The sequence below is a fragment of the Pseudomonas sp. UMAB-08 genome (genome assembly GCF_900095225.1).
Lineage (GTDB): Bacteria > Pseudomonadota > Gammaproteobacteria > Pseudomonadales > Pseudomonadaceae > Aquipseudomonas.
Genome location: NZ_LT607433.1, coordinates 1 through 24,911, shown reverse-complemented (window position 1 = coordinate 24,911; position 24,911 = coordinate 1). Strand labels below are relative to the sequence as shown.

20 protein-coding genes and 2 pseudogenes are annotated in these 24,911 nt (G+C 58.4%); 12 read left to right on the top strand and 10 right to left on the bottom strand.

Going from position 1 to position 24,911, the window contains the following annotated elements; translation table 11 throughout:
- Positions 1-176: 176 nt before the first annotated feature.
- The gene (locus K0F75_RS22740; RefSeq protein WP_219064214.1) at positions 177-1,247 is read right to left on the bottom strand and encodes a DUF748 domain-containing protein; all 1,071 of its coding nucleotides are present in this window, start codon (positions 1,245-1,247) and stop codon (positions 177-179) included.
- Between the two features lie 126 nt (positions 1,248-1,373).
- Here K0F75_RS22740 and cysK point away from each other — a divergent pair, with 126 nt between their 5' ends.
- Positions 1,374-2,348, top strand: coding sequence for a cysteine synthase A (cysK, locus tag K0F75_RS22735; protein WP_219064213.1), 975 nt, complete (start codon positions 1,374-1,376; stop codon positions 2,346-2,348).
- Between the two features lie 192 nt (positions 2,349-2,540).
- Positions 2,541-3,479, top strand: coding sequence for an aspartyl/asparaginyl beta-hydroxylase domain-containing protein (locus K0F75_RS22730; protein WP_219064212.1), 939 nt, complete (start codon positions 2,541-2,543; stop codon positions 3,477-3,479).
- A 33-nt stretch (positions 3,480-3,512) separates the two neighbouring features.
- Here the strand turns inward: K0F75_RS22730 and K0F75_RS22725 are convergent, their stop codons facing one another.
- Positions 3,513-4,421, bottom strand: a complete 909-nt coding sequence (locus tag K0F75_RS22725) for a DMT family transporter (protein WP_219064211.1) — start codon at positions 4,419-4,421, stop codon at positions 3,513-3,515.
- A 141-nt stretch (positions 4,422-4,562) separates the two neighbouring features.
- On the opposite strand from K0F75_RS22725, the gene aceK reads away from it, so the two are divergent.
- On the top strand, positions 4,563-6,296 hold the full coding sequence (aceK, locus tag K0F75_RS22720; protein ID WP_219064210.1) for a bifunctional isocitrate dehydrogenase kinase/phosphatase: 1,734 nt from the start codon (positions 4,563-4,565) through the stop codon (positions 6,294-6,296).
- Positions 6,297-6,402: 106 nt separating this feature from the next.
- Here the strand turns inward: aceK and mnmC are convergent, their stop codons facing one another.
- Positions 6,403-8,382 (bottom strand): bifunctional tRNA (5-methylaminomethyl-2-thiouridine)(34)-methyltransferase MnmD/FAD-dependent 5-carboxymethylaminomethyl-2-thiouridine(34) oxidoreductase MnmC, encoded by a 1,980-nt coding sequence (gene mnmC / locus K0F75_RS22715; protein ID WP_219064209.1) that lies wholly within the window; start codon positions 8,380-8,382, stop codon positions 6,403-6,405.
- 182 nt (positions 8,383-8,564) lie between these two features.
- Here mnmC and pap point away from each other — a divergent pair, with 182 nt between their 5' ends.
- On the top strand, positions 8,565-10,064 hold the full coding sequence (gene pap / locus K0F75_RS22710) for a polyphosphate:AMP phosphotransferase (RefSeq protein WP_219064208.1): 1,500 nt from the start codon (positions 8,565-8,567) through the stop codon (positions 10,062-10,064).
- 102 nt (positions 10,065-10,166) lie between these two features.
- On the top strand, positions 10,167-11,351 hold the full coding sequence (locus K0F75_RS22705) for a thiolase family protein (protein ID WP_219064207.1): 1,185 nt from the start codon (positions 10,167-10,169) through the stop codon (positions 11,349-11,351).
- Between the two features lie 89 nt (positions 11,352-11,440).
- Here K0F75_RS22705 and K0F75_RS22700 read toward each other — a convergent pair whose 3' ends face one another.
- Positions 11,441-11,842, bottom strand: coding sequence for a YbaN family protein (locus K0F75_RS22700; protein ID WP_219064206.1), 402 nt, complete (start codon positions 11,840-11,842; stop codon positions 11,441-11,443).
- 10 nt (positions 11,843-11,852) lie between these two features.
- Entirely contained in the window at positions 11,853-12,440 is a 588-nt protein-coding gene (locus K0F75_RS22695) for a YecA family protein (RefSeq protein WP_219064205.1), read from the bottom strand.
- 222 nt (positions 12,441-12,662) lie between these two features.
- Between K0F75_RS22695 and recQ the strand changes: the two genes are divergently transcribed.
- From recQ to K0F75_RS22675, 4 genes are all read left to right on the top strand, one after another.
- Positions 12,663-14,792 (top strand): DNA helicase RecQ, encoded by a 2,130-nt coding sequence (gene recQ, locus K0F75_RS22690; RefSeq protein WP_219064204.1) that lies wholly within the window; start codon positions 12,663-12,665, stop codon positions 14,790-14,792.
- A 118-nt stretch (positions 14,793-14,910) separates the two neighbouring features.
- Complete coding sequence (locus tag K0F75_RS22685) at positions 14,911-15,345, top strand: MarR family transcriptional regulator (RefSeq protein ID WP_219064203.1); 435 nt, start codon at positions 14,911-14,913, stop codon at positions 15,343-15,345.
- Between the two features lie 152 nt (positions 15,346-15,497).
- Complete coding sequence (locus K0F75_RS22680; RefSeq protein WP_219064202.1) at positions 15,498-17,651, top strand: FimV/HubP family polar landmark protein; 2,154 nt, start codon at positions 15,498-15,500, stop codon at positions 17,649-17,651.
- Between the two features lie 129 nt (positions 17,652-17,780).
- A complete protein-coding gene (locus K0F75_RS22675) occupies positions 17,781-18,071 on the top strand; it encodes a SelT/SelW/SelH family protein (RefSeq protein ID WP_219064201.1) in 291 nt (96 codons plus the stop codon).
- A gap of 4 nt (positions 18,072-18,075) precedes the next feature.
- Here K0F75_RS22675 and K0F75_RS22670 read toward each other — a convergent pair whose 3' ends face one another.
- Positions 18,076-18,966 (bottom strand): DMT family transporter, encoded by an 891-nt coding sequence (locus K0F75_RS22670; protein ID WP_219064200.1) that lies wholly within the window; start codon positions 18,964-18,966, stop codon positions 18,076-18,078.
- A 176-nt stretch (positions 18,967-19,142) separates the two neighbouring features.
- Here K0F75_RS22670 and K0F75_RS22665 point away from each other — a divergent pair, with 176 nt between their 5' ends.
- On the top strand, positions 19,143-19,988 hold the full coding sequence (locus K0F75_RS22665; protein WP_219064199.1) for a UDP-2,3-diacylglucosamine diphosphatase: 846 nt from the start codon (positions 19,143-19,145) through the stop codon (positions 19,986-19,988).
- 14 nt (positions 19,989-20,002) lie between these two features.
- On the opposite strand, the pseudogene K0F75_RS22660 reads toward K0F75_RS22665, so the two are convergent.
- Positions 20,003-20,597 (bottom strand): annotated as a pseudogene (locus K0F75_RS22660) (HD domain-containing protein).
- A gap of 123 nt (positions 20,598-20,720) precedes the next feature.
- Complete coding sequence (locus K0F75_RS22655; protein ID WP_219064198.1) at positions 20,721-21,032, bottom strand: DUF962 domain-containing protein; 312 nt, start codon at positions 21,030-21,032, stop codon at positions 20,721-20,723.
- Between the two features lie 133 nt (positions 21,033-21,165).
- Here K0F75_RS22655 and K0F75_RS22650 point away from each other — a divergent pair, with 133 nt between their 5' ends.
- On the top strand, positions 21,166-22,167 hold the full coding sequence (locus tag K0F75_RS22650; RefSeq protein ID WP_219064197.1) for an AraC family transcriptional regulator: 1,002 nt from the start codon (positions 21,166-21,168) through the stop codon (positions 22,165-22,167).
- 2 nt (positions 22,168-22,169) lie between these two features.
- Here K0F75_RS22650 and K0F75_RS22645 read toward each other — a convergent pair whose 3' ends face one another.
- Positions 22,170-23,624, bottom strand: a complete 1,455-nt coding sequence (locus tag K0F75_RS22645) for a TrkH family potassium uptake protein (RefSeq protein ID WP_219064196.1) — start codon at positions 23,622-23,624, stop codon at positions 22,170-22,172.
- Between the two features lie 177 nt (positions 23,625-23,801).
- On the opposite strand from K0F75_RS22645, the gene K0F75_RS22640 reads away from it, so the two are divergent.
- Complete coding sequence (locus K0F75_RS22640; RefSeq protein ID WP_219064195.1) at positions 23,802-24,362, top strand: nitroreductase family protein; 561 nt, start codon at positions 23,802-23,804, stop codon at positions 24,360-24,362.
- A gap of 64 nt (positions 24,363-24,426) precedes the next feature.
- Here the strand turns inward: K0F75_RS22640 and K0F75_RS22635 are convergent.
- Positions 24,427-24,911: pseudogene (locus K0F75_RS22635) on the bottom strand (DUF2235 domain-containing protein); the annotation flags it as partial.

Here is a 24,911-nt window from a genome sequence, read left to right as displayed (position 1 = left end):
AAACGGCGCAAAAATGGGGTGCTTAATGTGCCGACTATACCGCGCAGGCCGGGCGACTGTGAACGCAGAGGCGCCATTCAGTCTCTGAATGGCGCGTCACGATTTGACTGGATCAAGATTAGATCAGCCGCTGTTTAAGTCCTGTCCCCTTTGAAAAAAGCACTAATCCACCTTGGCTACTGTGTTTTGCTGTTGTCATAGCGGGTGTTGAACGCTTGAATGAAGGCGTTGTGCAGGATCTGCAGGAATGCCTGAAAGCCGCTGATGTCTTGTTGGTGCACGCTGCCACTGAGTTCTACGCGGGTGGCGAACTGGTTTTTGCTCTGGTTCTTCAAGACGGTTTCGCTGGTGCCGACCACGGCTTCCCAGATCGAGCGGAAGAAGCTCTTGTTCTGGTTCTCGACATCCTGCTGCCAGTTGAACACCTCGACATCGCGCAGCAGCGGTTTGATATAGCCGCTGAGCTTGCCCTTTTTGGCTTGGGCTTCGATCACCACGTCACCGCTGCCGGCATTGAAGTCGAATTTGCCGTAGGCCGAAGCGAAGTCGTTGAGGCTTTTAAGTTCTATCCCGATCGAACGGAGGCGGAAATCGAAGTCTTCAAAATTACTGAATGGATCGAATGTGGCCGAGGTTTCCAGCGGTGCGTTCCCGGGTAACAGGGCTTTGCCCTCAAATCGGGCTTCGTGCATGCCTTTTGCATCGGCGATATTGGTCAGGTTGAACAGGCTGGCGTTGACGTGATCGGCTTCGATCCTCACTTTCGGCGTCGAGTTGAAATTATTGAAGGTGATGCGTCCATCATCTATACGTACTTCGTTGAGGGTAATGGGCAACAGCTTGTTCAATTGGGCACGCCAGTCGGTGCCTTGACCGGTCTGCGAAGCTTGTTTGTTGGTGCCGCCGTCGACGAAGTTCAGCTCGGGTTTGATGAAGATTACCTGGGCCACCACGGCACGGTCATACCATAACGAATGCCAGCTCACGGCCAGGTCGATGACCGGCGCGTTGACGAATGGCACGGGTACCTTGCCCTGCACCTTGACGATACTCAGCCCATTGATTCGGTACGCCCCACGCCACAGGGCCAGATCGACGTCGGCGACCTGGCCACGGTAGTCGCCCATATTTGCGAGTTTATCGTTCAAATAGTTACGCACCAGATAGGGCAGGGCGATGTCTGCGGCAATCAGCAAGACAACGATTCCCGCAACGGTCCAAAGAGGCCAGCTATAGCGACGTTTCATGTTGAGGGTCTCCTGTTCAGTAGAGCTGTTGACTGTCTGGCTCGGCATCCGTTCGCTACGACTGGACGCACCCCGGCTGGCGGCATACGCTTTGAGTTTTTCAAGCACGTGCACAAGGACACCGCCATGAGCCGCATCTACGCTGACAATGCCCATTCCATCGGTAACACGCCGCTGGTGCAGATCAACCGTATCGCACCGCGCGGGGTCACTATCCTGGCCAAGATTGAAGGGCGCAACCCCGGATACTCGGTGAAATGCCGAATCGGCGCCAGCATGATCTGGGACGCTGAAAGCAGCGGTAAGCTCAAGCCGGGCATGACCATCGTCGAGCCGACTTCAGGCAATACCGGGATCGGTTTGGCTTTTGTGGCGGCGGCCCGTGGTTACAAACTGGTGCTGACCATGCCTGCGTCGATGAGCATCGAACGACGCAAGGTGCTCAAGGCATTGGGCGCTGAACTGGTCCTGACCGAGCCTGCCAAAGGCATGAAAGGTGCCATTGAAAAAGCCGAAGAGCTGGTCGCCAGTAATCCGCCCCTCTATTTCATGCCCTCACAGTTCGATAATCCGGCCAACCCGGCGATCCATGAGAAGACCACGGGCCCTGAAATCTGGAACGACACTGACGGTGCCATCGATGTGCTAGTGGCGGGCGTGGGTACCGGGGGCACGATTACCGGGATTTCGCGTTACATCAAGCACACGGCGGGCAAGCCCATTCTGTCGGTGGCGGTCGAGCCCATTGGTTCGCCGATCATCAGCCAGACGCTGGCCGGTGAAGAAATCAAACCTGCCCCGCACAAAATTCAGGGGATCGGTGCGGGTTTCATCCCCAAGAACCTCGACTTGTCGATCATTGATCGGGTCGAGCTGGTCAGCGATGAAGAGTCCAAGGCCATGGCATTGCGTCTGATGCGCGAAGAAGGGATTTTGTGCGGTATTTCTTGCGGCGCAGCCATGGCCGCAGCGGTACGCATGGCTGAAACCCCGGAAATGCAGGGCAAAACCATTGTCGTGATCCTGCCCGACTCGGGTGAGCGTTACCTGTCGAGCATGCTGTTCAGCGATCTGTTTACTGATCAGGAAAATCAGCAGTAACCTATTTTGGTCTTAGGTCGCTTTGTACCCGGCCCGTGAAGGCTTATGATGGCCGGCTTCCAACCCGCTGTGCGCGCATTTCGCAAAGACGGAATGCGTGAGCGGTTGTTCCCGCAACAGCCGCTTTCAGGATCAGATAATTAAAACAGTGCCGCGGCGTGCAGTTAGTTGTCTATTTTCAAGGAGAGTTTCATGACCTTTTCTTTCGCCGCCAAGGCCTCGATTTTGATGCTTTTCGTAGGCAGCACGCTGTATGTGCACCTGCGGGGTAAAGCGCGACTGCCTCTGCTACGTCAGTTCGTTAACCATTCTGCGTTGTTTGCCCCTTATAACGCGTTGATGTATCTGTTTTCCGGTGTGCCCTCGAAGCCTTACCTGGACCGCACAAAATTTCCTGAGCTGGACGTGCTCAAGGACAACTGGCAAATCATTCGTGACGAAGCCATGCATTTGTTCGACGAGGGATATATCCGCGCTGCCGAGAAGAACAACGATGCCGGTTTCGGTTCGTTCTTCAAAAAAGGCTGGAAGCGCTTTTACCTCAAGTGGTACGACAAAGCCTTGCCGTCCGCTGAACTGCTGTGCCCCAAGACCGTCGCGCTGGTGAACAGCATTCCCAACGTCAAAGGTGCGATGTTCGCGCTGTTGCCAGGGGATAGCCACCTCAACCCGCATCGCGACCCGTTTGCCGGTTCGCTGCGTTATCACTTGGGGCTGTCGACGCCAAATTCGGATGACTGCCGCATTTACGTTGATGGACAGGTGTATGCCTGGCGCGATGGCGAAGACGTGATGTTCGATGAAACCTACGTGCATTGGGTCAAGAACCAGACCGAAACCACCCGGGTGATTCTGTTTTGTGACATCGAGCGGCCTCTGCGTTCCAAACTCATGACCCGCCTCAATCGCTGGGTCAGTAAGGTCTTGGGAAGCGCCACGGCGCCGCAGAATACCGATGACGAACGTGTTGGCGGGATCAACCAGGCGTATGCCTACAGCAAGCGTTTCAGCGATGGCATGAGCACCACCGTCAAACAGTTCAAGCGTCGTCACCCCAAGGCCTACCGCGTCATGCGTCCGGTATTGGCGGTCATCGTTCTGACCTTGCTCGGCTATTGGCTGTTCGGCTGATACAACGTCGGACGGGTGTTTGTGTTCCGCACGCTAATGCCCACCTGCTGAAGCCTTCGCCACTGCGACAGGTTTCAGCACCAGCCACAGCGCCACCGCAATCAATACGCCGCCATACAAATGTGCCCACGACAGCGGTTCATCGAGAAACAGTGCACCCCACAGCACGCCGAAGGGCGGGATCATGAAGGTCACGGTCATCGAGCTGAGCGGGCCAATGTCGCTAAGCAGCCGGAAAAACAGGATGTAGGCGAACGCGGTGCACACCAGTCCCAATCCGAGTAACGACAGCCACACGCTGCTCCCGCCCCAACTGGCGGGTGGATGGCTGATGACGCTGTAGCCGAACAGCGGCAGCAATAACAGCGTGGCGCCGAGCATGCTGCCGACGGTGGCGAGCCTTGGGTCAAGGCCACCTTGCTGATCGAGCCAGCGGTGAGCGAGGAAGCCGGCAAAGCCGTAGCTCGTCGTTGCCAGCAAACAGGCCAGCGCGCCGATCAGCAACTCCAGATCGAAAGCCACGGGCCCCGCACGGGTCAGGATGCCGACACCGAACAAACCGAGAAACACCCCCGCGATTTTCACCAGCGACAGTTTCTGGTTGAAGAACAACCCACCGATCAATACGCCCATCAGCGGCGTCGTTGCATTGAAAATCGATGAGTAACCGGCGGGCAATACTTGAGCGGCCAATGAATACAAGGTCGCGGGCAGCCCGGAGTTGATCATCCCCAGCAGCAGGCAGATTTTGAATTTGCCGCGAAAATCCCAATCAATCCGCATCAGCCAGAGGATCACCAGCAAACCGCCGGCGGCAATGGATACGCGAAAAAACGCTGTCGGCACGGTGCCGAGCACGGGTGCGATGATCCGCATGAACAGGAAACTGGCGCCCCAGATGGCGGCAAGTACTAATAAACGCAGGGTGTCAACAGGTCTCAAAGCCAGCTCCATGCCGGTGGTCGGGGCGCGAGTGTCTCCGGGGCAGAGGGCTCAGCGCAACCTGAGCGAGTAAAAATACGCTTCTCCTATGCCTGTCCACTGGCTAAGCTCGGGCTTCCGAATTCCTGACGAGATCTGTTTATGCCGCAGCAATGGCCAGCCGCCGATATCGCCCAAATGATTCTTGACGGTTTTGATGATTATCGAGAGCATTTTCGGCAGATTGCCGATGGTGCTCAGGCGCGCTTCGAACAAGCGTTATGGCAGGAAGCTCAGCGAGCATCGGCAGCGCGGATCAATCTCTACGAAGAGAAAGTCAGCGAAGTGACCGAGCGTTTGCACGGTACGTTCGATGCCCAGAGCCTGCTGGATGTAAGCTGCTGGCCGCTGGTCAAAAGTGCGTACATCAACCTGATCGACGTACGGTTTGACGATGAGCTGGCGGAAACCTGGTTCAACTCGATTTTCTGTGGCCTGTTCAGTCATGACCTGATCAGCGACGGCTGCATGTTCATCCACACCACGCGTCCGTCTCTGCGCCGCCACGACAAGGCGGCTCAAACCCGCACTTATCGGCCCCAAGGCGAACTGTCGAGCATGCTCAAGCAGATTTTTGCCGAGTATAAGTTCGATGTGCCGTTTGCCGACTTGCCGGGTGATCTGCAACGGCTCGAAGGGCAATTGCGGGAAAACCTGCCCGATTGGGTGTGCAAGGACCCGGCGCTCAGCGTGGAGCTGTTCTCGTCGATTCTGTACCGCAACAAGGGGGCGTATCTGGTCGGGCGCATTTTCACCCAGGACGAACAATGGCCGCTGGTAATCCCCCTGCTGCACCGTGAAGGCAGTGGTATCCAGATTGATGCGCTGATTACCGATGAAGCTGATGTGTCGATCATCTTCTCGTTCACACGCTCGTACTTCATGGTCGACGTGCCAGTGCCTGCGGAGTTTATCGGCTTTCTCAAGCGTATTTTGCCTGGCAAGCACATCGCTGAGCTGTACACCTCGATCGGCTTTTACAAGCATGGCAAGTCCGAGTTCTACCGCGCCCTGATCAACCATCTGGCCACTACCGACGACCGCTTTATCATGGCGCCCGGTGTGCGCGGCATGGTCATGAGCGTGTTCACCCTGCCGGGTTTCAATACGGTGTTCAAGATCATCAAGGACCGCTTCGCGCCGTCGAAAAACGTCGACCGTGCCACGGTGATCGAAAAATACCGTCTGGTAAAAAGCGTCGACCGGGTAGGGCGCATGGCCGACACCCAGGAATTCGCCGATTTCCGTTTTCCGTTGAGCAAGTTCGATCCTGAGTGCCTCGCCGAACTGCTGGACGTGGCGGCGTCGACCGTCGAAGTCGAAGGCGACACCGTCCTGATCCGTCACTGCTGGACCGAGCGGCGTATGACGCCGTTGAACCTCTATCTGGAAAATGCCAACGAAGCCCAGGTGCGCGAAGCACTGGACGATTATGGGCTGGCGATCAAGCAGTTGGCTGCGTCGAATATTTTCCCCGGCGATATGCTGCTGAAGAACTTTGGCGTGACCCGTCACGGCCGGGTGGTGTTCTACGATTACGACGAAATTTGCTACCTGACCGAAGCCAATTTTCGCCGCATCCCGGCGCCGCGCACGCCCGAAGATGAAATGTCCTCGGAGCCTTGGTACTCGATTGCTCCGCTGGATATTTTCCCTGAGGAGTTTCCACCGTTTCTGTTTGCCGACATGGGCCAGCGCCGGCTGTTCAATGAACTCCATGGTGAGTTGTACGACGCCGACTACTGGAAAAGCCTGCAAGACGCGATTCGGGCGGGCAAGATCATTGATGTCTTTCCCTACCGGCGCAAAGGGCGCATGGATGAGACGCTGGCCTGAGTCTTCAGCGCGGCAGTGCGCTGACTGCGTCTAGATGAGCTGTCAGCGCCCGCCGCATGAAGATTGATGGCTAGCCAGCAGGGCGCTGACGCCAGTCACCCCGTGCTTATGCCTTGCCCCGAATCAACGCCCGCAACGCGAAACGGTTGGGGTGGCAGGCTTCGGCAATGCTGCGGGGCAACGGCAGGGGTTCGTTGTCCAGCCAGGCAGCGAGCAATTCGCCTGACAGTGGCGCGGTGATCAGCCCACGAGAGCCATGACCACTGTTGATGTACAGGCCGTCGAGCCAAGGGCAAACGGTATCCGGCACTTGTCGGGCGTCTTTGCCCAGCGCCGCGTAAGCCTCCAGAAATCCCTGTTTATCCGCCAGTGGGCCGACGATGGGCAAGTAGTCCGGGCTGGTGCAACGGAATGCCGCTCGTCCTTGCAGGTGCTCAGGTTCCAGCGCGTCTGCGCCCAGCCGCTTGAGCAAGTCTTCGGAGATTTCCTGCAAGAGTTCGAGATTGCTCTGGTGCTCGGCAGTGGTCGGCGTCAGGTCATCGCTTTTGAAATCGAAGCTCGCCCCTAGCGTGTGTTCGCCCAGCCGGGCGGGCGCCACATAACCTTCGGCGCAGACCACGGTGCTCAAGACTTCGCTCGCCGGGGTCTGGGCAAGCCGGGTGATCTGCCCGCGAATACGTTTGAGGGGTAATTCCGCGCTGGCCGGGAAGCGCTTGACCTCTGCGGCGCCAGCCAATATCACCACCGGAGCCTCGTCGAGCAGTCGCTCGCCATCCCACGCCTGCCACTGTTCGCCGTTACGACGCAGTTCCAGTACGTCGTGATGTGCCAATAGCTGAATGTTGGGGTGTGTGGCCTGAAACCGGCACAGCGCCGGCGGATGTACCCAGCCCCCCTCGGGGAAAAACAAGCCGCCGCAAGACAGTGCAACACCGGCTCGGGCTTCTGCGTGTGCCTGGTCCAGCACGTGTAAGAGTTCGGGGGGAAACGCTTGCGCCAACTGCGCCTGGCGTTCGGCCTCCTTGTCATTGAAGGCCAACTGCAACACGCCGCAGCCGTCCCAGTCGGTACCCCGTTGCAGGTATTCCAGATGGCGGCGGGTGTAACCAAAGCCGCTCAAAATCAGTTGTGACAACGCCGTGCCGTGGGCAGAAAGCTTCAAGTACAGCACCCCTTGCGGGTTGCCCGAAGCTTCCTGCGCCAGATCGCCGTGGCGTTCCATCAGGCTGACCTGCCAACCCCGCGCAGCGAGGCTGGCAGCTGTTGCGCAACCGGCCAGGCCGGCGCCGATCACCAACGCCTTGCGCTGAGTCGTGATCGGCGCCGGGCGGGCAAACCAGGGCTTGACGACTGCAGGCTTGGGCACGTCTTCCGGCCAGCCGATAAACGCCCCGCGCAGCACCTCCCATTTATGCCCGATACCCGGCGTGCGGCGCATTTTGAAGCCCGCTGCGTTCAGCGCGCGCCGTACCCATCCGGTACTGGTGAAAGTGCTGATGGTCGAACCCGGCGCCGCCAGCCGTGCCAGTTCGGCGAACAGTTCGGGAGTCCACATTTCCGGATTTTTTGCCGGAGCAAAACCGTCGAGGAACCACGCATCAATCTGCCCGTCCAGCTGCGGCAACATGTCTAAAGCGTCGCCGATCAACAGGGTCAAGGTCACGCGCCCGCCGTCGAACACCATGAGCTGAAAACCGTCATGCACGGCGATGTACTGATCGAGCAATTGCCCGGCGCAGGTGGCCAGTTCGGGCCATAAGGCGAGGGCCCGCTGCAGATCACTGTGGGTCAGTGGAAACTTCTCGACGCTGACAAAGTGCAGGCGTGCGTCGGCGACGGCGTGCTCGGCAAACAGCTGCCAGGCGCAAAGAAAATTCAAGCCGGTGCCGAAGCCGGTCTCACCGATAACGAGGCGCTCGCCTGCCGCCAGAGCCGCAAACCGGTTTGTCAGATCATTCTGTTTCAGAAAGACATGACGTGTTTCGTCCAGACCGGATTGGGTGGAGAAATAGACATCCGAGAATTCCCGCGAATGAGGATTACCCTGTTCGTCCCAGTCGATCTGGGCGTGGGATGTGAAGGTCATGGTCGGCTCGACGGCGGCAGGAGCGCGGGATATTAACGCAATCAGCGAGTTGGTGAGGGCGCAAGGGGTAGAAGGGGGGTCCCTTAAGCCTGTTCAATTGACCCATCGCAACGAATGGCTGTCTTACCCAGCATTGATTCATGCGATCCGTTAATCTTGACGATCTTGAAGGGGAGCTGTGCATGTTCGAATCCGCCGAAATCGGTCACGCCATCGACAAAGAAACTTACGACGCCGAGGTGCCGGCGCTGCGCGAGGCGTTGCTCGACGCGCAATTCGAACTCAAGCAGCAAGCGCGCTTTCCGGTGATCGTATTGATCAACGGCGTCGAAGGTGCGGGCAAGGGCGAGACGATCAAGCTGCTCAATGAATGGATGGACCCACGGCTGATCGAGGTGCGTACGTTCGATCAGCAGACTGACGAAGAGCTGGCCCGACCACCCGCGTGGCGCTATTGGCGGCATTTGCCGGCGAAAGGGCGCATGGGGATTTTCTTTGGCAATTGGTACAGCCAGATGATTCAGGGGCGAGTGCATGGCCACTTTAAGGATGCCGTGCTCGATCAGGCAATCAATGGCGCTGAACGTCTGGAGAGAATGCTCTGCGATGAGGGCGCGCTGATTTTCAAGTTCTGGTTTCACCTGTCCAAAAAACAGATGAAGGCCCGGCTCAAGTTGCTTGAGGATGACCCGTTGCACAGCTGGCGCATCAGCCCGCTGGACTGGCAGCAATCGAAAACCTACGACAAATTTGTCCGCTACGGTGAGCGCGTGCTGCGTCGAACCAGCCATGATTACGCGCCTTGGCATGTCATCGAAGGCGTGGATCCGCATTATCGCAGCCTGACCGTCGGGCGGCTGTTGCTCGATGGGCTACAGGCAGCCTTGGCCAACAAAAGACCCCCTCAAGGTCCGCTGACCATTGGCCCGCTGCCGACCAATATTGATGACCTCAGCCTGCTGAACAGTCTCGACATGACTCAGCATCTGGAAAAAGAAGATTACGAAGAACAACTGATTACCGAGCAAGCGCGCCTGGCGGGCAACGTGCGTGATAAACGCATGAAACGGCACTCGCTGGTAGCGGTGTTCGAAGGCAATGATGCCGCTGGCAAAGGTGGTGCCATCCGGCGGGTCGCGGCGGCGCTGGACCCGCGTCAGTACAATATCGTGCCGATTGCCGCGCCCACCGAGGACGAGCGTGCACAGCCTTATCTCTGGCGCTTCTGGCGGCATATGCCGCCACGCGGCAAATTCACCGTGTTCGATCGGTCGTGGTATGGCCGGGTGCTGGTAGAACGCGTTGAGGGTTTTTGCAGCCCGGGAGATTGGCTCCGGGCATACAGCGAGATCAACGATTTCGAAGAACAACTGACCGATGCCGGTACCGTGGTGGTCAAGTTCTGGCTGGCCATCGATGAGCAGACTCAACTGGAGCGTTTCGAGGCGAGGGAGCAGATTCCATTCAAACGCTTCAAAATCACCGAGGACGACTGGCGCAATCGGCAGAAATGGCCGGACTACCGCGTGGCCGTGGGCGACATGGTTGATCGCACCAGCACTGAAATCGCACCGTGGACCCTGGTTGAGGCCAATGACAAACGCTGGGCGCGGGTGAAGGTGTTGCGCACCATCAATAACGCGTTGGAAGCCGCTTTTGAAAAGGACAAAAAGTCTAAGTGACGCCATGATTTTCCATACAGCCAGTGAATGATCATCGCGGACAAGGATTGTCTGGCTCTATGCTCAATGCCTTCTCATCAACAATAAGAGTGGAGGTGTGTCATGCGTGAAGTGGTGATTGTCGATAGCGTGCGGACGGGATTGGCCAAGTCGTTTCGCGGCAAGTTCAACCAGACCCGTCCCGATGACATGGCAGCCCATTGCGTCAACGCACTGCTGACGCGCAATGGCCTGGACCCGGCGTTGGTCGAGGACTGTATCGTCGGTGCCGGTTCCAACGAAGGTGCGCAGGGCTACAACATTGGGCGCAATGTGGCGGTGCTGTCGAAGTTGGGCATCCAGGTTCCCGGCATGACCCTCAACCGCTATTGCTCATCGGGCTTGCAGGCCATTGCAATCGCGGCCAACCAGATTGCCTCCGGTTGCAGCGAGATCATTGTTGCCGGTGGTGTCGAATCCATCAGCTTGACCATGAAAAGCATCAACACCGACAACCTGATCAATCCATTGCTTAAGGAACAGGCCCCGGGGATTTACTTTCCCATGGGCCAGACCGCCGAAATCGTCGCGCGCCGCTACCATGTCAGCCGCGAGCAACAAGACCTCTACGCCTTGCAAAGTCAGCACCGCACTGCAGCTGCTCAAGCTGCGGGGCTGTTCGATGATGAAATCGTGCCGATGGCCGTGACCTACCGCGTCGAGGACAAAAATACCGGTGCGATTAGCCTGGTTGAAGGCATCGTTGATCGTGACGACTGCAATCGTCCGGACACCACCCTGGAAAGCCTGGCGGGCCTGAAGCCGGTATTTGCCGAAGACGGTTCGGTGACCGCAGGCAACTCGTCGCAGTTGTCCGATGGGGCTTCGATGACGCTGGTCATGAGCCTGGAAAAAGCCCTGGAGCTGGGCCTCAAACCGCGTGCGTATTTCCGTGGCTTCACGGTGGCGGGTTGCGAGCCGGACGAGATGGGGATTGGTCCGGTGTTCTCGGTGCCCAAATTGCTCAAGGCCAAAGGCCTGCAAGTGGCCGACATCGACCTTTGGGAACTCAACGAAGCCTTCGCGTCGCAGTGCCTGTATGCGCGTGATCGCATGGGAATCGATAACGCCAAATACAATCTCAGCGGTGGCTCGATCTCCATCGGCCACCCGTTCGGCATGACCGGTTCGCGCCAGGTCGGTCACCTGGTTCGCGAGCTGCAACGGCGCAACCTGCGCTACGGCATCGTGACCATGTGCGTCGGCGGCGGGATGGGGGCAACGGGGTTGTTTGAAGCGTTCAAGTAGAGCGCTAACTGCTGGGTCGTCTTCGCGGATGAATGTGCACCCACAGGGTCTCTACGACCTTTGTGGGTGCTATGCCTCTGATGCAACGCCTAAAGCCTGCTCAACGTCTTCTGCCGCAGGATATAGATCGTCACCAGCACTGCGCTGGTCAGCATGAAACCGCGTGCCCATGGCAAAGGCACCAGATAGCAGGACAGGCCGATGCTCAGCCACATCAGGCCGACGGCGTAGACTTTGCCCTTGAGCGGGATGCCGTTACCGTCGAGGTAATCACGAATCCAGGGGCCCAGATGGCGATGGCTGACCAGCCACTCATAAAAGCGCGGCGAGCTTCGGGCGAAGCAGGCCGCTGCCAATAATAGAAAGGGCGTGGTGGGTAACACCGGCAAGAAAATCCCGATCACCCCCAACGCTACACTCAGCCAGCCAATGCCCTGAAGTACATGGCGTACAAGCCAATGTTTGCTTGTACGCGTCGAGTCTTGCGCCATAGGCGTGGACTCAGTGGTGGCGAGGCTTGAGAATCGCTGGTTTCTCGTCTGGCGCCTGCAGCAGCAGGTACAGCGCGGTCAGTGCTTCCGGGATCTGCACAATCATGTCATCCATCAGATTGGCGTCCTGGGCGATGTCGGCAAATTCTGGCTGTTCGTCGAACAAACCCGAACCGACCATGATCGGCAGGAGCATTTCGCTGACTTCGTCTTCGGCGCTTTCGAACCATGCGTTTTCGCGCAGGAATACGCCTTCCATGAAGCCGATGCACCAGCCGCGGAGGTCGGAGTCATCCGGCTCGTCACCGAGGTCCAGATCACACGGCAATTCGAACTCTTCGTCGGAGGCCAGTTGGCGGGCGATATGCGCTTGCAGCTGGATCAGCGTGGCTTCGATTTCTTCGCGCTGGGCATCACTGGTGTAATGCGGCGGCTCGGAGAACAGCGTATCGATCCACTCGCGCTCAGGGACCGTTTCGGCACAGATCGACAGCGCGGTCAGGTAGCCGTGGGCGGCCACATAGTCCAGCGCTTCGTCATGCAGCTCATCGGCATCGAGGAAGGCTTGCAGGCGGTGTAGTTGCTCAGCGAAGGACATTGACGGGCTACCTTGGGAATAAACAATGCTGAATTCTAGGCTGTGTAGGGCCTGTGCGCCAGTACAGAGGCGCTTAGAAGCTGTTATGTCTTTTATATCGACCGCCGGTATCGCCTTTGTGCTTTGCCTGGAACCCCTCGGGTATAATGCCGCGCTTTGCGATGCCAATAGCGATTGCGACAGGCTGTAGCAGGGTCGCTTCTGCAATATTTTGGGGTTTTTATGCTCGAACAGGCTCAACGCGTACTTAAAGACATCTTTGGTTACGACAGTTTTCGTGGTCGCCAAGGTGCCATTATTGAGCGTGTTGCCAATGGCGGCGATGCCTTGGTGTTGATGCCCACCGGTGGCGGCAAGTCCTTATGCTTCCAGGTCCCGGGCCTGCTGCGTGAAGGCTTGGCAGTGGTGGTTTCACCGCTGATTGCCTTGATGGACGATCAGGTCGCGACCCTGGAAGAGCTGGGTGTGTCGGCGGCCGCGTTGAACTCCACGCTGAGCGCAGAGCAACAGCGGGATCTGGCCAACCGGATACGGTTGGGCGAGATCAAAATGCTCTATCTGGCGCCCGAGCGCCTGGTTCAGCCGCGGATGCTGGCCTTCCTGCAGAACCTGAAAATCGCCCTGTTTGCCATCGACGAAGCGCACTGCGTGTCACAGTGGGGGCATGATTTCCGTCCTGAATACTTGAAGCTGGGGCAGCTCGCCGAGTTGTTCCCCGACGTGCCGCGTATCGCCCTGACCGCCACGGCCGATAAACGCACCCGTGAAGAGATCGTCGAGCGCCTGCATCTGCAGAACGCCGAGCGCTTTCTCTCCAGTTTCGACCGCCCCAACATCTTTTATCGCATCGTGCCCAAGGAACAGCCGCGCAAACAACTGCTGGCATTCCTTTCCGAGCGGCGCAGCGATGCAGGCATCGTTTATTGCCTGTCCCGTAAAAAGGTCGACGAAGTCGCCGCTTTTCTGTGTGACAACGGCTATCCGGCCTTGCCGTACCACGCCGGGCTGCCTAACGAGACACGTGCCTTCAACCAGAAGCGCTTCCTCAATGAGGAAGGCCTGATCATGGTCGCGACCATCGCTTTCGGTATGGGCATCGACAAACCCAACGTGCGGTTCGTCGCCCATATGGACTTGCCCAAATCGCTGGAGGCGTACTACCAGGAGACGGGGCGCTCCGGCCGTGATGGCCTGCCCGCCGATGCCTGGATGGCCTACGGTCTGCAAGACGTGCTGATGCTCAAGCAGATGCTGCAAAACTCCGAAGGCGACGAGCGACACAAGCGCCTTGAGCAACACAAACTCGACGCCATGTTGTCGCTTTGTGAAGAGACCCGCTGTCGCCGACAGACGTTGCTGGCCTACTTCGACGAAGACATGCCTAACCCGTGCGGTCATTGCGACAACTGTGTCGATGGCGTGCAGACCTGGGACGCGACCGAGCCTGCGCGTCAGGCTTTGTCGGCCATCTATCGCACCGGCCAACGCTATGGCGTCGGCCATCTGGTGGACGTCCTGTTGGGTCGCGACAACGACAAGGTGAAGAGCTTTGGTCACCAACATCTGGCGGTTTTCGGCGTCGGCAAGGCGCGTGCAGAAGGTGAGTGGCGCTCGCTGTTCCGCCAGTTGGTGGCGCGCGGCCTGGCTGATATCGATCTGGAAGGCTACGGCGGCCTGCGTTTGAGTGACACCTGCCGACCGCTCTTGCGCGGCGAAGTCACGCTGGAACTGCGCCGTGATTTGAAACCGCAAACCACCCCGAAAAGCGGTTCGGGCAGCCCGGCCAGTCAATTGGTTCGTGGCGAAGAGCGCGAGCAGTGGGAGGCCTTGCGCGCCCTGCGGCGCAAATTGGCCGAAGAGCATGGGGTGCCGCCTTATGTCATTTTCCCCGACTCGACCTTGCTCGAGATGCTGCGCAGCAAGCCCGGATCATTGCCGGAAATGGCTCAGGTCAGTGGGGTCGGTGCGCGCAAGCTGGAGCGTTATGGTGAAGCGTTCCTCGAGGTGCTCGGCGGTACCGCCGAGGCACCAAGGGTTGTGGCTGACGTGCGTCACGAATTGATCAGCCTGGCCCGTGCCGGGATGACGCCGGCGCAGATTGCCGGCCAGTTGCAGTGCACCGAAAAGAACGTCTACACGATGCTCGCGGAGGCTATCGGCAAGCAGCAATTATCACTGGAGCAAGCGCTGGACTTGCCTGAGGACGTGCTCAATGAAATTCAGGATGCGTTCCTTGATGGCGAAGGAGAATTGCCTGCGGTTGCCGCCGTTGCCGCACAGTTCGCCGGTCGCGTGCCAGACGGCGTGCTGTATTGCGTGCGTGCGGCGCTGCAGTCCGAGTTTGAAGTCTGATTTTCCTGGGGTTTTTACCCCCTGCGACGATTGGTTACAGTGAGTGACACTTGCCTCGGTGCGGGCATCATGGTTAGCTGACTAATAATTAGTACAAGCCTTTAATCATGAGTTTCTTATGCCTTTAACTGATCAACACCGCTTCGGCATGCAATTGGCTCAGATGTCACGTGGCTGGCGAGCCGAGCTCGACCGGCGTCTCGCTGACCTGGGCCTGTCGCAGGCGCGCTGGCTGGTGCTGCTGCACCTTGCGCGCTTCGAAGAAGCACCGACGCAACGTGAGCTGGCGCAGAGTGTTGGCGTCGAAGGGCCGACCCTTGCGCGTTTGCTCGACAGTCTGGAAGCTCAGGGGCTGGTTCTGCGTCAGGCGGTGGTCGAAGATCGACGGGCTAAGAAAATCGTTCTGTGTGCAACGGCGCGGCCGCTGATCGAAAAAATCGAGACAATCGCAACCGCGTTGCGCCATGAACTTTTCGTCGGCATCGACGAGGACGAGCTGGGAATCTGCATGCGGGTACACGCACGGATCCTGGCGAACCTGGAAAAATCCTGAACACCTGACATTCAGTGGCTCAAGCGCTTTTACCCCTTTAAGCATTGGTGAAAGCGTGCGAGCATCAGGCCCGATTTGCCCCCATACTTGCGCTATCTGCGTGTGACAGCGAATGTGCTGAGAAGCCTGCTTTGGTTTTTATAAGGATTTTCATGCTGAAGAGTTCTCAGGCCGCGTTAAAACGGGCCGATCGCCCGTTGCGGCAGGTCGTTCGTCAATGGTGTGTGGCTGCGGCCGCAACATCACTGTTTTATTCGGCACTGGCCCCAGCATTGGGGCTCGGAGATATCACCCTGCATTCGGCGTTGGATCAGCCGTTCAATGCCGATATCGAATTGGTAGAAACCGCAGGCCTGAGCGCGGATGACATTGTGGCGAGTCTTGCTTCGCCGGAAGCCTTCAGCCGGGCAGGCATCGAACGCCTGTTCTTTCTCAATGATTTGCGCTTTACCCCCATCATCCATGGCAATCGTGGTGTGGTGCATGTGGAGTCGAGAAAGCCAGTCACTGAGCCTTACCTTAATTTTCTGGTGCGCCTGGTTCGTCCTAATGGCGACGTGCTGCACGCGTATACGGTGTTGCTCGACCCGCCCGACTCGGCGATAGGCGCAGCCGCGTCGCGCTCCAGGCTAGCCGATCCTTCTTCACAGCGCGGTGCTGAATCACGTATGCCCGTCGCGCCGCCGCAAGCGGTGCAGGGTAATCGCTACACGGTCGCCAGCGGCGATAACCTCGGAACGATTGCCAGGCGTCTGCAAGGGCCGGGCAGCAAAACTTCCGCCAGTGAGCTGGCCCGAGGTATCGAGGCGCTCAATCCCCAGGCGTTTTCCAACGGTAACAGCACTCGGTTGAAAGTCGGACAGAGCCTGCTGCTGCCAGACAGCGCGGTGTTGCCGCGTTCGACAGGGGTGCCTTCGGTCGCAGCAGCCACTCAAACTACGCCACCCCCTTCGGCGGCAAATGAAGCAGCAGCTTCTGCGGATGGGTTGCAGCAAAACGCTGAGCAACTGGCCAGTACCGTTATCGAGAACCAGCAACTGACCAAAACCGTGGGCGACCTGAAAGGGCAGATGCAAGCGCTTGAGGGGCAAATTTCGGGTAAAGACAAGCAGCTCACCGAACTGAATGCCGCCCTGGCTGAACTAAAGTTATCCACAACCAAAACGGTCACCCCCGTTGTCCCGGCTGTGGCCGTGACGCCAACGGCGGTGCCCGCCCCGCCAGTAACCGAGGCGCCAGCGGAGGAATCGTCCGGCAACATGTTGCTGTTGTCGGGGGCAGTGTTGGTGCTGTTGTTATTGCTGGGGTTGGCTTATTCCGTACGGCGCAAGCGGTTGATAAACGCCCTGCCTGTGCAGAATATCGTCGACACGGCTGCGCCGAGGCCCACGATGGCGACTGCTGTGCCCGTGGTTGAAAAACCTTCCGTGGTCGCTGCACCGACAGCGCCAGTGGTTGCGGTTCCGACGCCTGGTACCCAACGGTTGGCCGGTGCTGCCACCGATGCCATGGACGGTGCGAGCATTTATATCGCATACGGCCGGATCAGTGAGGCGCTGGGCATTTTGCGCGATGCACTGCAGAAACAGCCGCAGCGAACGGATCTGCGCCTGAGAATTCTTGAGTTGCTGGCCCAGCAGGGTGACGCCGACGGTTTTGCCCGCGAGGAGCAAGCGGCGCTCGATCAGGGTGTCAGTTCGGACAAATTGCAGGAAATACGCGCGCAGCATCCCCAGTTGTTCGCGACACCTTCACCCGCGCCAGAGGCCCTACCGCTGCCTTCGTCAGAACCGGTGCTGCCTCAAGCGGTGGTCAATGAGCCTGTTGCCTCTTCCTTGAGCGCGCAGCCTGCTGACGAATTCCAATTGAACCTGGAAGATTTGTCGATGGACGCCGATTGGGATTTGGTCGATCCCTTCGAAACCACGCCGGCCGTACGCAGCAAAAGCCAGCCGGAACAAGCGCCGACGGAGGACCTGGATTTCGCGTCCAACCTCACGGAGTTGCCGGAAGTCTTCGAAATGCCTGATGAGCAGTTCCTCAGCGACTTCTCAGAGCCGGAGCCTATTCTCCACGCCAGCAGCGACAGTCTGGATGATGCGTTTCTTGAAGGCTTCATGGATGATTCGGCGGGCTTCGATATGCTCGACCTGAGCGACGAGCCCCTGAGCAAAATCAACCAGGCTCAGGTGTTGATTGATGACGGTGATCTGCAGGCTGCGCGTGAGCTGCTGCTGGAAGTGATCAACGAAACTGACGATAACCAGCAGCAGACTGCTCGGGATTTGTTGGCGGGAATAAGCTGATTGCAGAGAGGTTGCGGGCAGATTGATCCGATGCCTTGCGTGGGATCAGCGACCGGCTCTTAAAATGTCTGCCCCAGATTCAGATAAAGCGCCTTTGAACGCCAACCCTTGAGGAGTGTGAGTCAGGATATGTCTCTCGCCAAACCTGAAATCGTCATTACCTACTGCACCCAATGCCAATGGCTTCTGCGGGCCGCGTGGCTCGCTCAAGAGTTGCTCAGCACGTTTTCCGACGATCTGGGCAAGGTCTCGCTGGAGCCTGCGACCGGTGGGGCGTTTCGAATCACGTGCAATGGTGTGCAAATCTGGGAGCGCAAGGCCGATGGCGGGTTTCCTGAAGCCAAGGTACTCAAGCAGCGAGTGCGTGACCAGATCGACCCGCAGCGCGACCTGGGGCATAACGATCGTCCGCAGGCGTAAGCATTCAGTGGGCTGAAGCGGCGCCGGCTTTGTGCTCGATTGTTTTAGATCCCAGCCGGCTCGAGACCACGATCGCGACGATGATCAGTGCGCCACCCAGTAACATCCGCATCGTGGGCTGTTCGGTGAACAGCAACCACGCGAAGGTGATGCCATACACCGGCTCAAGGGCAAAGACCATCGCGGCGGTGCGCGCCTTGATTACTGCCAGGCTGGCGACGAACAAGCTATGCGCCACACCTGTACAGAACACCCCAAGCAGACCGATCCACAGCCAGTCGAGGGGTGTGACGCTGCTCAGGCCCGGCGCCGCGGCAGGCAACAGGCACGCCGCGACTACCAGGTTTTGACACAACGCCGCTTGCACGGCCGGAATTCGCCCGGAGCTGGCGCGGTTGGTCAGTGACAACAGTGAGAACAGTAAACCGGACAAAACGGACCACAGCAGGCCGAGAGTGGCCTGACTGGCGAGGTCGAAATCCGGGGTGACCAACACCAGCCCGACGCTGACCAGCAGCACCAGGATGATTTCATTGCTGCGAATCCGCTCGCGGAAAATCAGCCCTTCGAGGACCACGGTAAAGGCCGGGAAGCTGGCAAAGCCGAGTGTCGCGATGGCCACGCCGGCAACTTTCACTGAGATGAAGAAGCTCACCCAATGCCCGGCCAGCAGCAACCCACCCAGAACCAGTCGACGCCAATCACTGCCGCGCAGTGATTGCCAGGCGGTGTTGCTGGCGAAACGGGCGAAAAAGGCCAGGGCAATCACTGCAAAAGCTGCGCGGCCGAACACGATGATCGAGGGCGAGGCGGCGGCCAGTTTGCCGAACACCCCGGTCAGGCCGAACATCAGGGCGCCAATATGCAGAGCGCCAAGCGCAGAACGGTGGTTCATTACAGTCCTTATCAGTCAGGCTTTTACGGTGCGGGGATGACCGCTAAGTGTAGAGCGCATGCCTGACCGTTGTCTGTTGGCGTTTTTGGATCATTTGTCATCCAATCGCCACGCCAATGTCATGTCCAATTAACCCGCGCCGGGCAAGCTCGCTAAAACCCTGCCGGAGGTTGTCCATGAGCAGCGCTCAGCTCGCTAAACCCAGTCGCAAGCAACGGGTGAGAACCTTGTGGATCTCAGATGTACACCTCGGCACACGTGATTGCCAGGCTGAGCATCTGTCGAACTTTCTCAAGCAGTATCACGCTGACAAGGTGTATCTGGTCGGTGACATCATCGATGGCTGGAAGCTGCGCGGTGGCATGTATTGGCCTCAGGCGCACACCAATGTGATCCGCCGTCTATTGACCATGAGCAAGCGCGGCACCGAAGTAATTTATGTTACTGGCAACCACGACGAATTCCTGCGGCGTTACTCGACGTTGATCCTGGGCAATATCCGATTGGTGGACGAGGCCGAGCACGTGACGGCTGATGGTCGTCGTCTGCTGGTGGTGCACGGCGATCAGTTCGACGTGATTACGCGCTATCACCGCTGGCTGGCCTTTCTCGGCGATTCGGCCTATGAATTTACCTTGACCCTTAATCGCTGGCTGAACCACTGGCGCGCGCGTTATGGCTACGGCTATTGGTCGCTGTCGGCGTACCTCAAGCACAAGGTCAAAACGGCGGTCAGTTTCATCAGTGACTTCGAAGAAGCCATCGCTCACGAATGCGTAAAACGTGGCTTTGACGGCGTGGTCTGCGGGCACATCCATCATGCTGAAATCCGCACCGTGGGCGAGGTGGAGTACCTCAATTGTGGCGATTGGGTCGAATCCTGTACCGCGCTGATTGAGCATTTAGATGGCTCGATCGAATTGTTCCGGCTGGCTGATGCTCATCTGCGCGAGGCGCGGGTCCCCGTCCGGCAGAAACGGGTCGAGGAAGACGAGGGGCGGGTCAGCGAGCCGGTTATTTAAAGCCGACCCTGCCATCAAGACGATGAAAGATCTTGCTCTATGGCAGATTGATAGATCGAGCGTTTCGGGTGGGTAAAAACCCGTTCCAGCATGGGTTCGAAGAAGCTCAATGGCAGCGTGTTGTATGCAGGGTCGAACGCGGCGGCATCGTATTTTGCGCAGAACTCGATGGTTTGCTGATACTGCGGATGCGCCCGGAATTGCTCGCGCAGCATGCGGTCCATGCCCAGGTGATGAAAAAAGTAATAGCCCTGGAATATCCCGTGCTTTTCCACCATCCACAGGTTTTCCTCGCTGACGAAAGGCTTGAGAATGGCCGCAGCGATGTCCGCGTGGTTATAGGACCCCAGTGTGTCGCCGATGTCGTGGAGCAGGGCGCAGACGATGTATTCCTCGTCGCGACCGTCGTGGCAGGCACGCGTGGCGGTTTGCAGGGAGTGGGTCAGGCGATCAACGGGAAAGCCACCGAAGTCACCGTCGAGCAGCCGAAGATGGGTCAGGATTCGCCCCCGGCAACTGTTTGGCGTAGGCGCTGAAGTCCTGGGCAATGATCGCCCAATCCTCCTGAGTACCTTCCTTCATATGGGTAAAGCGGGCCTGAGTGTTCATCGACGGTCCTGTCTTTGTTATAGGTAAACAAAGACCCAGTCTATGCTGCGTGTGGATTTCGGCAGTGACCGTGAAAGACGCATTGCTGGCCCTGCGCGCCGAGTGCCATTCAGGGTGAGGTTTCTAGAAAGGCACTTTGCCCATCACCATATCGCGGTACATGACGAAGTCGCCCAGCAGGCTATAAAACGGGTGCTTGAACGTGGCGGGGCGATTCTTCTCGAAAAAGAAATGTCCGACCCAGGCAAAGCTGTAACCCGCAATGGGTACTGCCCATAACAACGGCCAGCGGGCGCTGCCAATCGCGAAGGCCGCGATAAAAATCACCAGCGTGGTGCCGATGAAGTGCAGTCGGCGACAGGTGCTGTTGCTGTGCTCCGACAAGTAGTAGGGGTAGAAGTCAGCGAAACGTGTGAACGACTGGGTGGCTGTCACGACGTGTACCTTCGATTCTTGTTTTAGGGGCTGAGTGTAATGTGCCCGATTAATCAGGCCAGTGACATTAAGCGCCAGAATAGTATCCTTGTGCCAGTAGCTGCAGGACGCGGCTTATCTTGAAGAAACCGCCATGAGCGAAAGAACGACTTCTGCAAGTTGGGCGATGGGTATCGTCAAGTCATTGGAACTGGATGGTCTCGATTGTCGTTCGCTCTTCAAGGAACTGGGGCTTGATTATGCCGATCTGGATAACCCTGATGCGCGCTTCCCTCAGGACGCCATGACACGGCTGTGGCAGCGAGCAGTGGAGCTTTCAGGCAACCCGGCGATTGGTTTGAACATGGCCAAAGTCGTGCGTCCGGCATCCTTCAACGTTGCCGGCTATGCGTTGATGTCCAGCCAGACCCTCAAGGAAGGCTTTATGCGGTTGGTGCGTTATCAGCGGATCATCGCTGAAAGTGCCGACTTGAGCTTTCGTCTGCTGCCCGAAGGTTACGCGCTGATCCTGACCGTGCATGGCGACCATCTGCCACCGACCCGGCAAAGCGCCGAAGCATCACTGGCCTCGGCCTTGACCTTCTGTGGTTGGTTGACCGGCAGGACGTTGCAGCCGCGCGAGGTGTTGATTCAGGGCGATCAGCCCAAGGACCTGGAGCCCTATAAAAAAGCCTTTCATGCACCGATGACGTTCAACGCGCCCTATGACGCCCTGGTGTTCGAGCGGGCAGATATGGAGGCACCGCTGCCGACCGCCAATGAAGCCATGGCGCAGTTGCATGATCGTTTTGCCGGGGAATACCTGGCGCGTTTCTCGGAAAGCCGCGTCACCCATCAGGCCCGTCAGGTGCTGTGCCGGTTATTGCCTCAGGGCGAGCCCAAGCGTGAGACGGTCGCGCAAACCCTGCACCTGTCCCAGCGCACGTTGCAGCGCCGCTTGCAGGAAGAGGGCACCAGTTTTCAGGCTTTGCTCGACGTCACTCGCCGTGAGTTGGCCGAGCAATACCTGGCGCAGCCGAACATGACCTTGCTGGAAATCGCCTACCTGTTGGGGTTTGCCGACCCCAGCAATTTCTTCCGCGCCTTCCGCCGTTGGTTCGATGAGACGCCGGGGGAATACCGCGCGCGGATGTGATCTCAGTGCCGCCAGAACGCTGGAACGCAGAGCACCAGCACGGTGATGATTTCCAGTCGGCCGAGCAGCATACCCAGCGATAGAATCCATTTAGCCGCATCCGGCAGCCCGGCGAAGTTACCCGCCGGGCCAATGATTTCACCCAGCCCCGGACCGACGCCGGAGACCGTACTGGCCGCACCGGTCAGGGCGGTCATCCAGTCCACGCCCAACAGCGACAAGAGCAGTGCAATCACGCAAATGGTGATTGCGAAGAAGAATGAAAAGGTCAGGATCGAGCGGACAATTTCTTCGTCCAGGCGGTGACCGTTGTACTTCTGCTTGATCACTGCGCGGGGGTGGATCAGTTGATTGAGGTTGGCTCTGAGCAGGATATAAGCGACCTGAAAACGGAAAATCTTGATTCCGCCCGCCGTCGATCCTGAACAGCCGCCCACGAAGCCCAGATAGAAAAACAGCATCAACGCGAAGTTACCCCACAGGCTGTAATCGCCCAGGGCGAACCCGGTGGTGGTCATGACCGACGTCACGTTCAGTGCCACATGACGCAGGGCGTCCAGCCAATGCATGCTGGTGGTTGCCCAATACCAGGTGCCGAGTATCAGCCAGGTCACCAGCAGAAAACCGAGCAGCCCGCGCACTTGTTCGTCCTTGAACAATGCCCGCCGATTGCCACGCAAGGTAGCCACGTACAGGGCGAAGGGCAAGCTGCCGAGGATCATCACTACAATCGCGACCCAATGTACGGCGGGCTGTTGCCATTTCGCCAGTGATTGATCGGAGGTGGAGAAACCGCCGGTGGAGATCGCTGACATGGCATGGTTGATCGCATCGAACAGGCTCATGCCGGCCGCCCAGAAGGCCAGGCTGCCCAGGGTGGTGATGCCGACATAAGTCAGCAGGATGTACTTGGCCACCATGTGTGAGCGCGGCATGACCTTCTCCGAGCGGTCGGAGGATTCCGTCTGGAACAGGCGCATGCCCCCGATACGCAACAGTGGCAGGATCGCCACCGCCATGCCGATAAAACCGATACCGCCGAGCCAGTGCAGCAGCGAGCGCCAGATCAGAATCCCTGGCGACATGCTGTCCAGCCCGCTCATTACGGTGGAACCGGTGGCGGTGATCCCGGACATGCTCTCAAAAAACGAATCGGTATAGCTCATGTGCTGGGACAGCAAAAACGGCAGTGCGGCAAAGATGCAGACGACGACCCAGCTGGACACCGTTAGCAGGTACATGTCCCGTGGGCGCAGATGAATGTGCTCGGGACGTCCCGGGATGACCAATGCCAGGCCGACAATGAACGTAATCAGACTCGCCCAGAGAAAGGCGCGGATATCGCTGGTGTGGTCGAAAATCACCAGTGTCAGCATGGGGACGACCATGGCGATAGCCAGGGTGATCAGGAAAATGCCGATAATGAAACCGATGATGCGAAGGGTCGGCAACGCCATGCAGGGGCTCTGACTTGGGAGTGGAAAGGCGCCATTCTACCTGCGTTCGAGGGGATATAATTCGATGAACTCTTGTTACAAGTTGTAAGCACTGATTGTAATTATTGGGTCGCCGCGCTCGTTATTGAGGGTGAACACATCCTAGAATGGCCCATCATTTTAAAAGGAGACAGCTCAATGGAGGCGCTCGACGCTTTGCTCAACCGTGTATCGGTACCGCGGTTGATCGACCCGGCACCGGACGCGGCGCAACGGGAAATATTGTTCAGCGCGGCCCTGCGCGCACCTGATCACGGTCAACTGCGGCCTTTCCGCTTCCTGACGGTTGAAGGTAAAGCGCGCGAGCAGATGGGCGAGTTACTGGTGCAAGCGTTGCAACAGAGCGATGCCGAGGCAACACCGCAAGCATTGGACAAGGTACGTCAGGGGCCGATGCGTGCGCCGTTGGTGGTGGTGGTGATCGCCAAACTGCAGGATCACCTCAAAGTGCCGAAGCAAGAACAACGGATCACCGCCGGTTGCGCCGCCCACGCGGTATTGCTCGCGGCATTTGCGCTGGGGGTCGGGGCCGTGTGGCGTACGGGTGAGTTGTCGTATTCGGCCCAGGTCGCCAAAGGCTTGGGATTGGAGGCGGATGAGGAGGTTGTTGCGTTCCTTTACCTGGGCACCCCACAACATCCCCCCCGCACCGCGCCGAAGCTGGACACGGCTGATTTTGTCAGTGAGTGGCAGGGCTAAGCCGGCCTAAAACTCGGAAGGGTGAAGGCAGTTGCTTTTGCAGTAGATCGAAGCCAGAGGCGGCTCAGCCGCCCGCACTGCCCAACGCCCCCTTCACCTGATCCAGCAACCCCATCTTCGATTCGTCAGGCAACTGGTCGAGCAGGTCCTTAACCTTCGCTAAAGCCTTCGCCGCCTCCGTGGCCTTGAGCAGTTTTTGCAGCTCGGGCGTGGTCGCGGTTTCTGCGCTGAGGGCCGGTGGCGTGGGCATGGCTTTCACCAGCTTCAGCATATCGCCGGGGTCTTTGCTGAACGCCCGAATGTTGTCGAGATTGTCCAGCATCGGCAGGGCGATGCCCGTGACAGAATCAAATGCGCTGACTTGCGGAAAGCCCACCTTGCCGCGAAACACGGGGATGCCCAGCGATGGAATCAGCAGCCCCACCAGATAACGCGGGTCGTGACGCTTGATGCTCAAACCGACACTGGCCACCGCAATACCCACCCCAATCACTTGCCCAGCCCTCGCCACCGGCGACAGGGACTTGTTGGATTCGGTGTCGAAAAAGA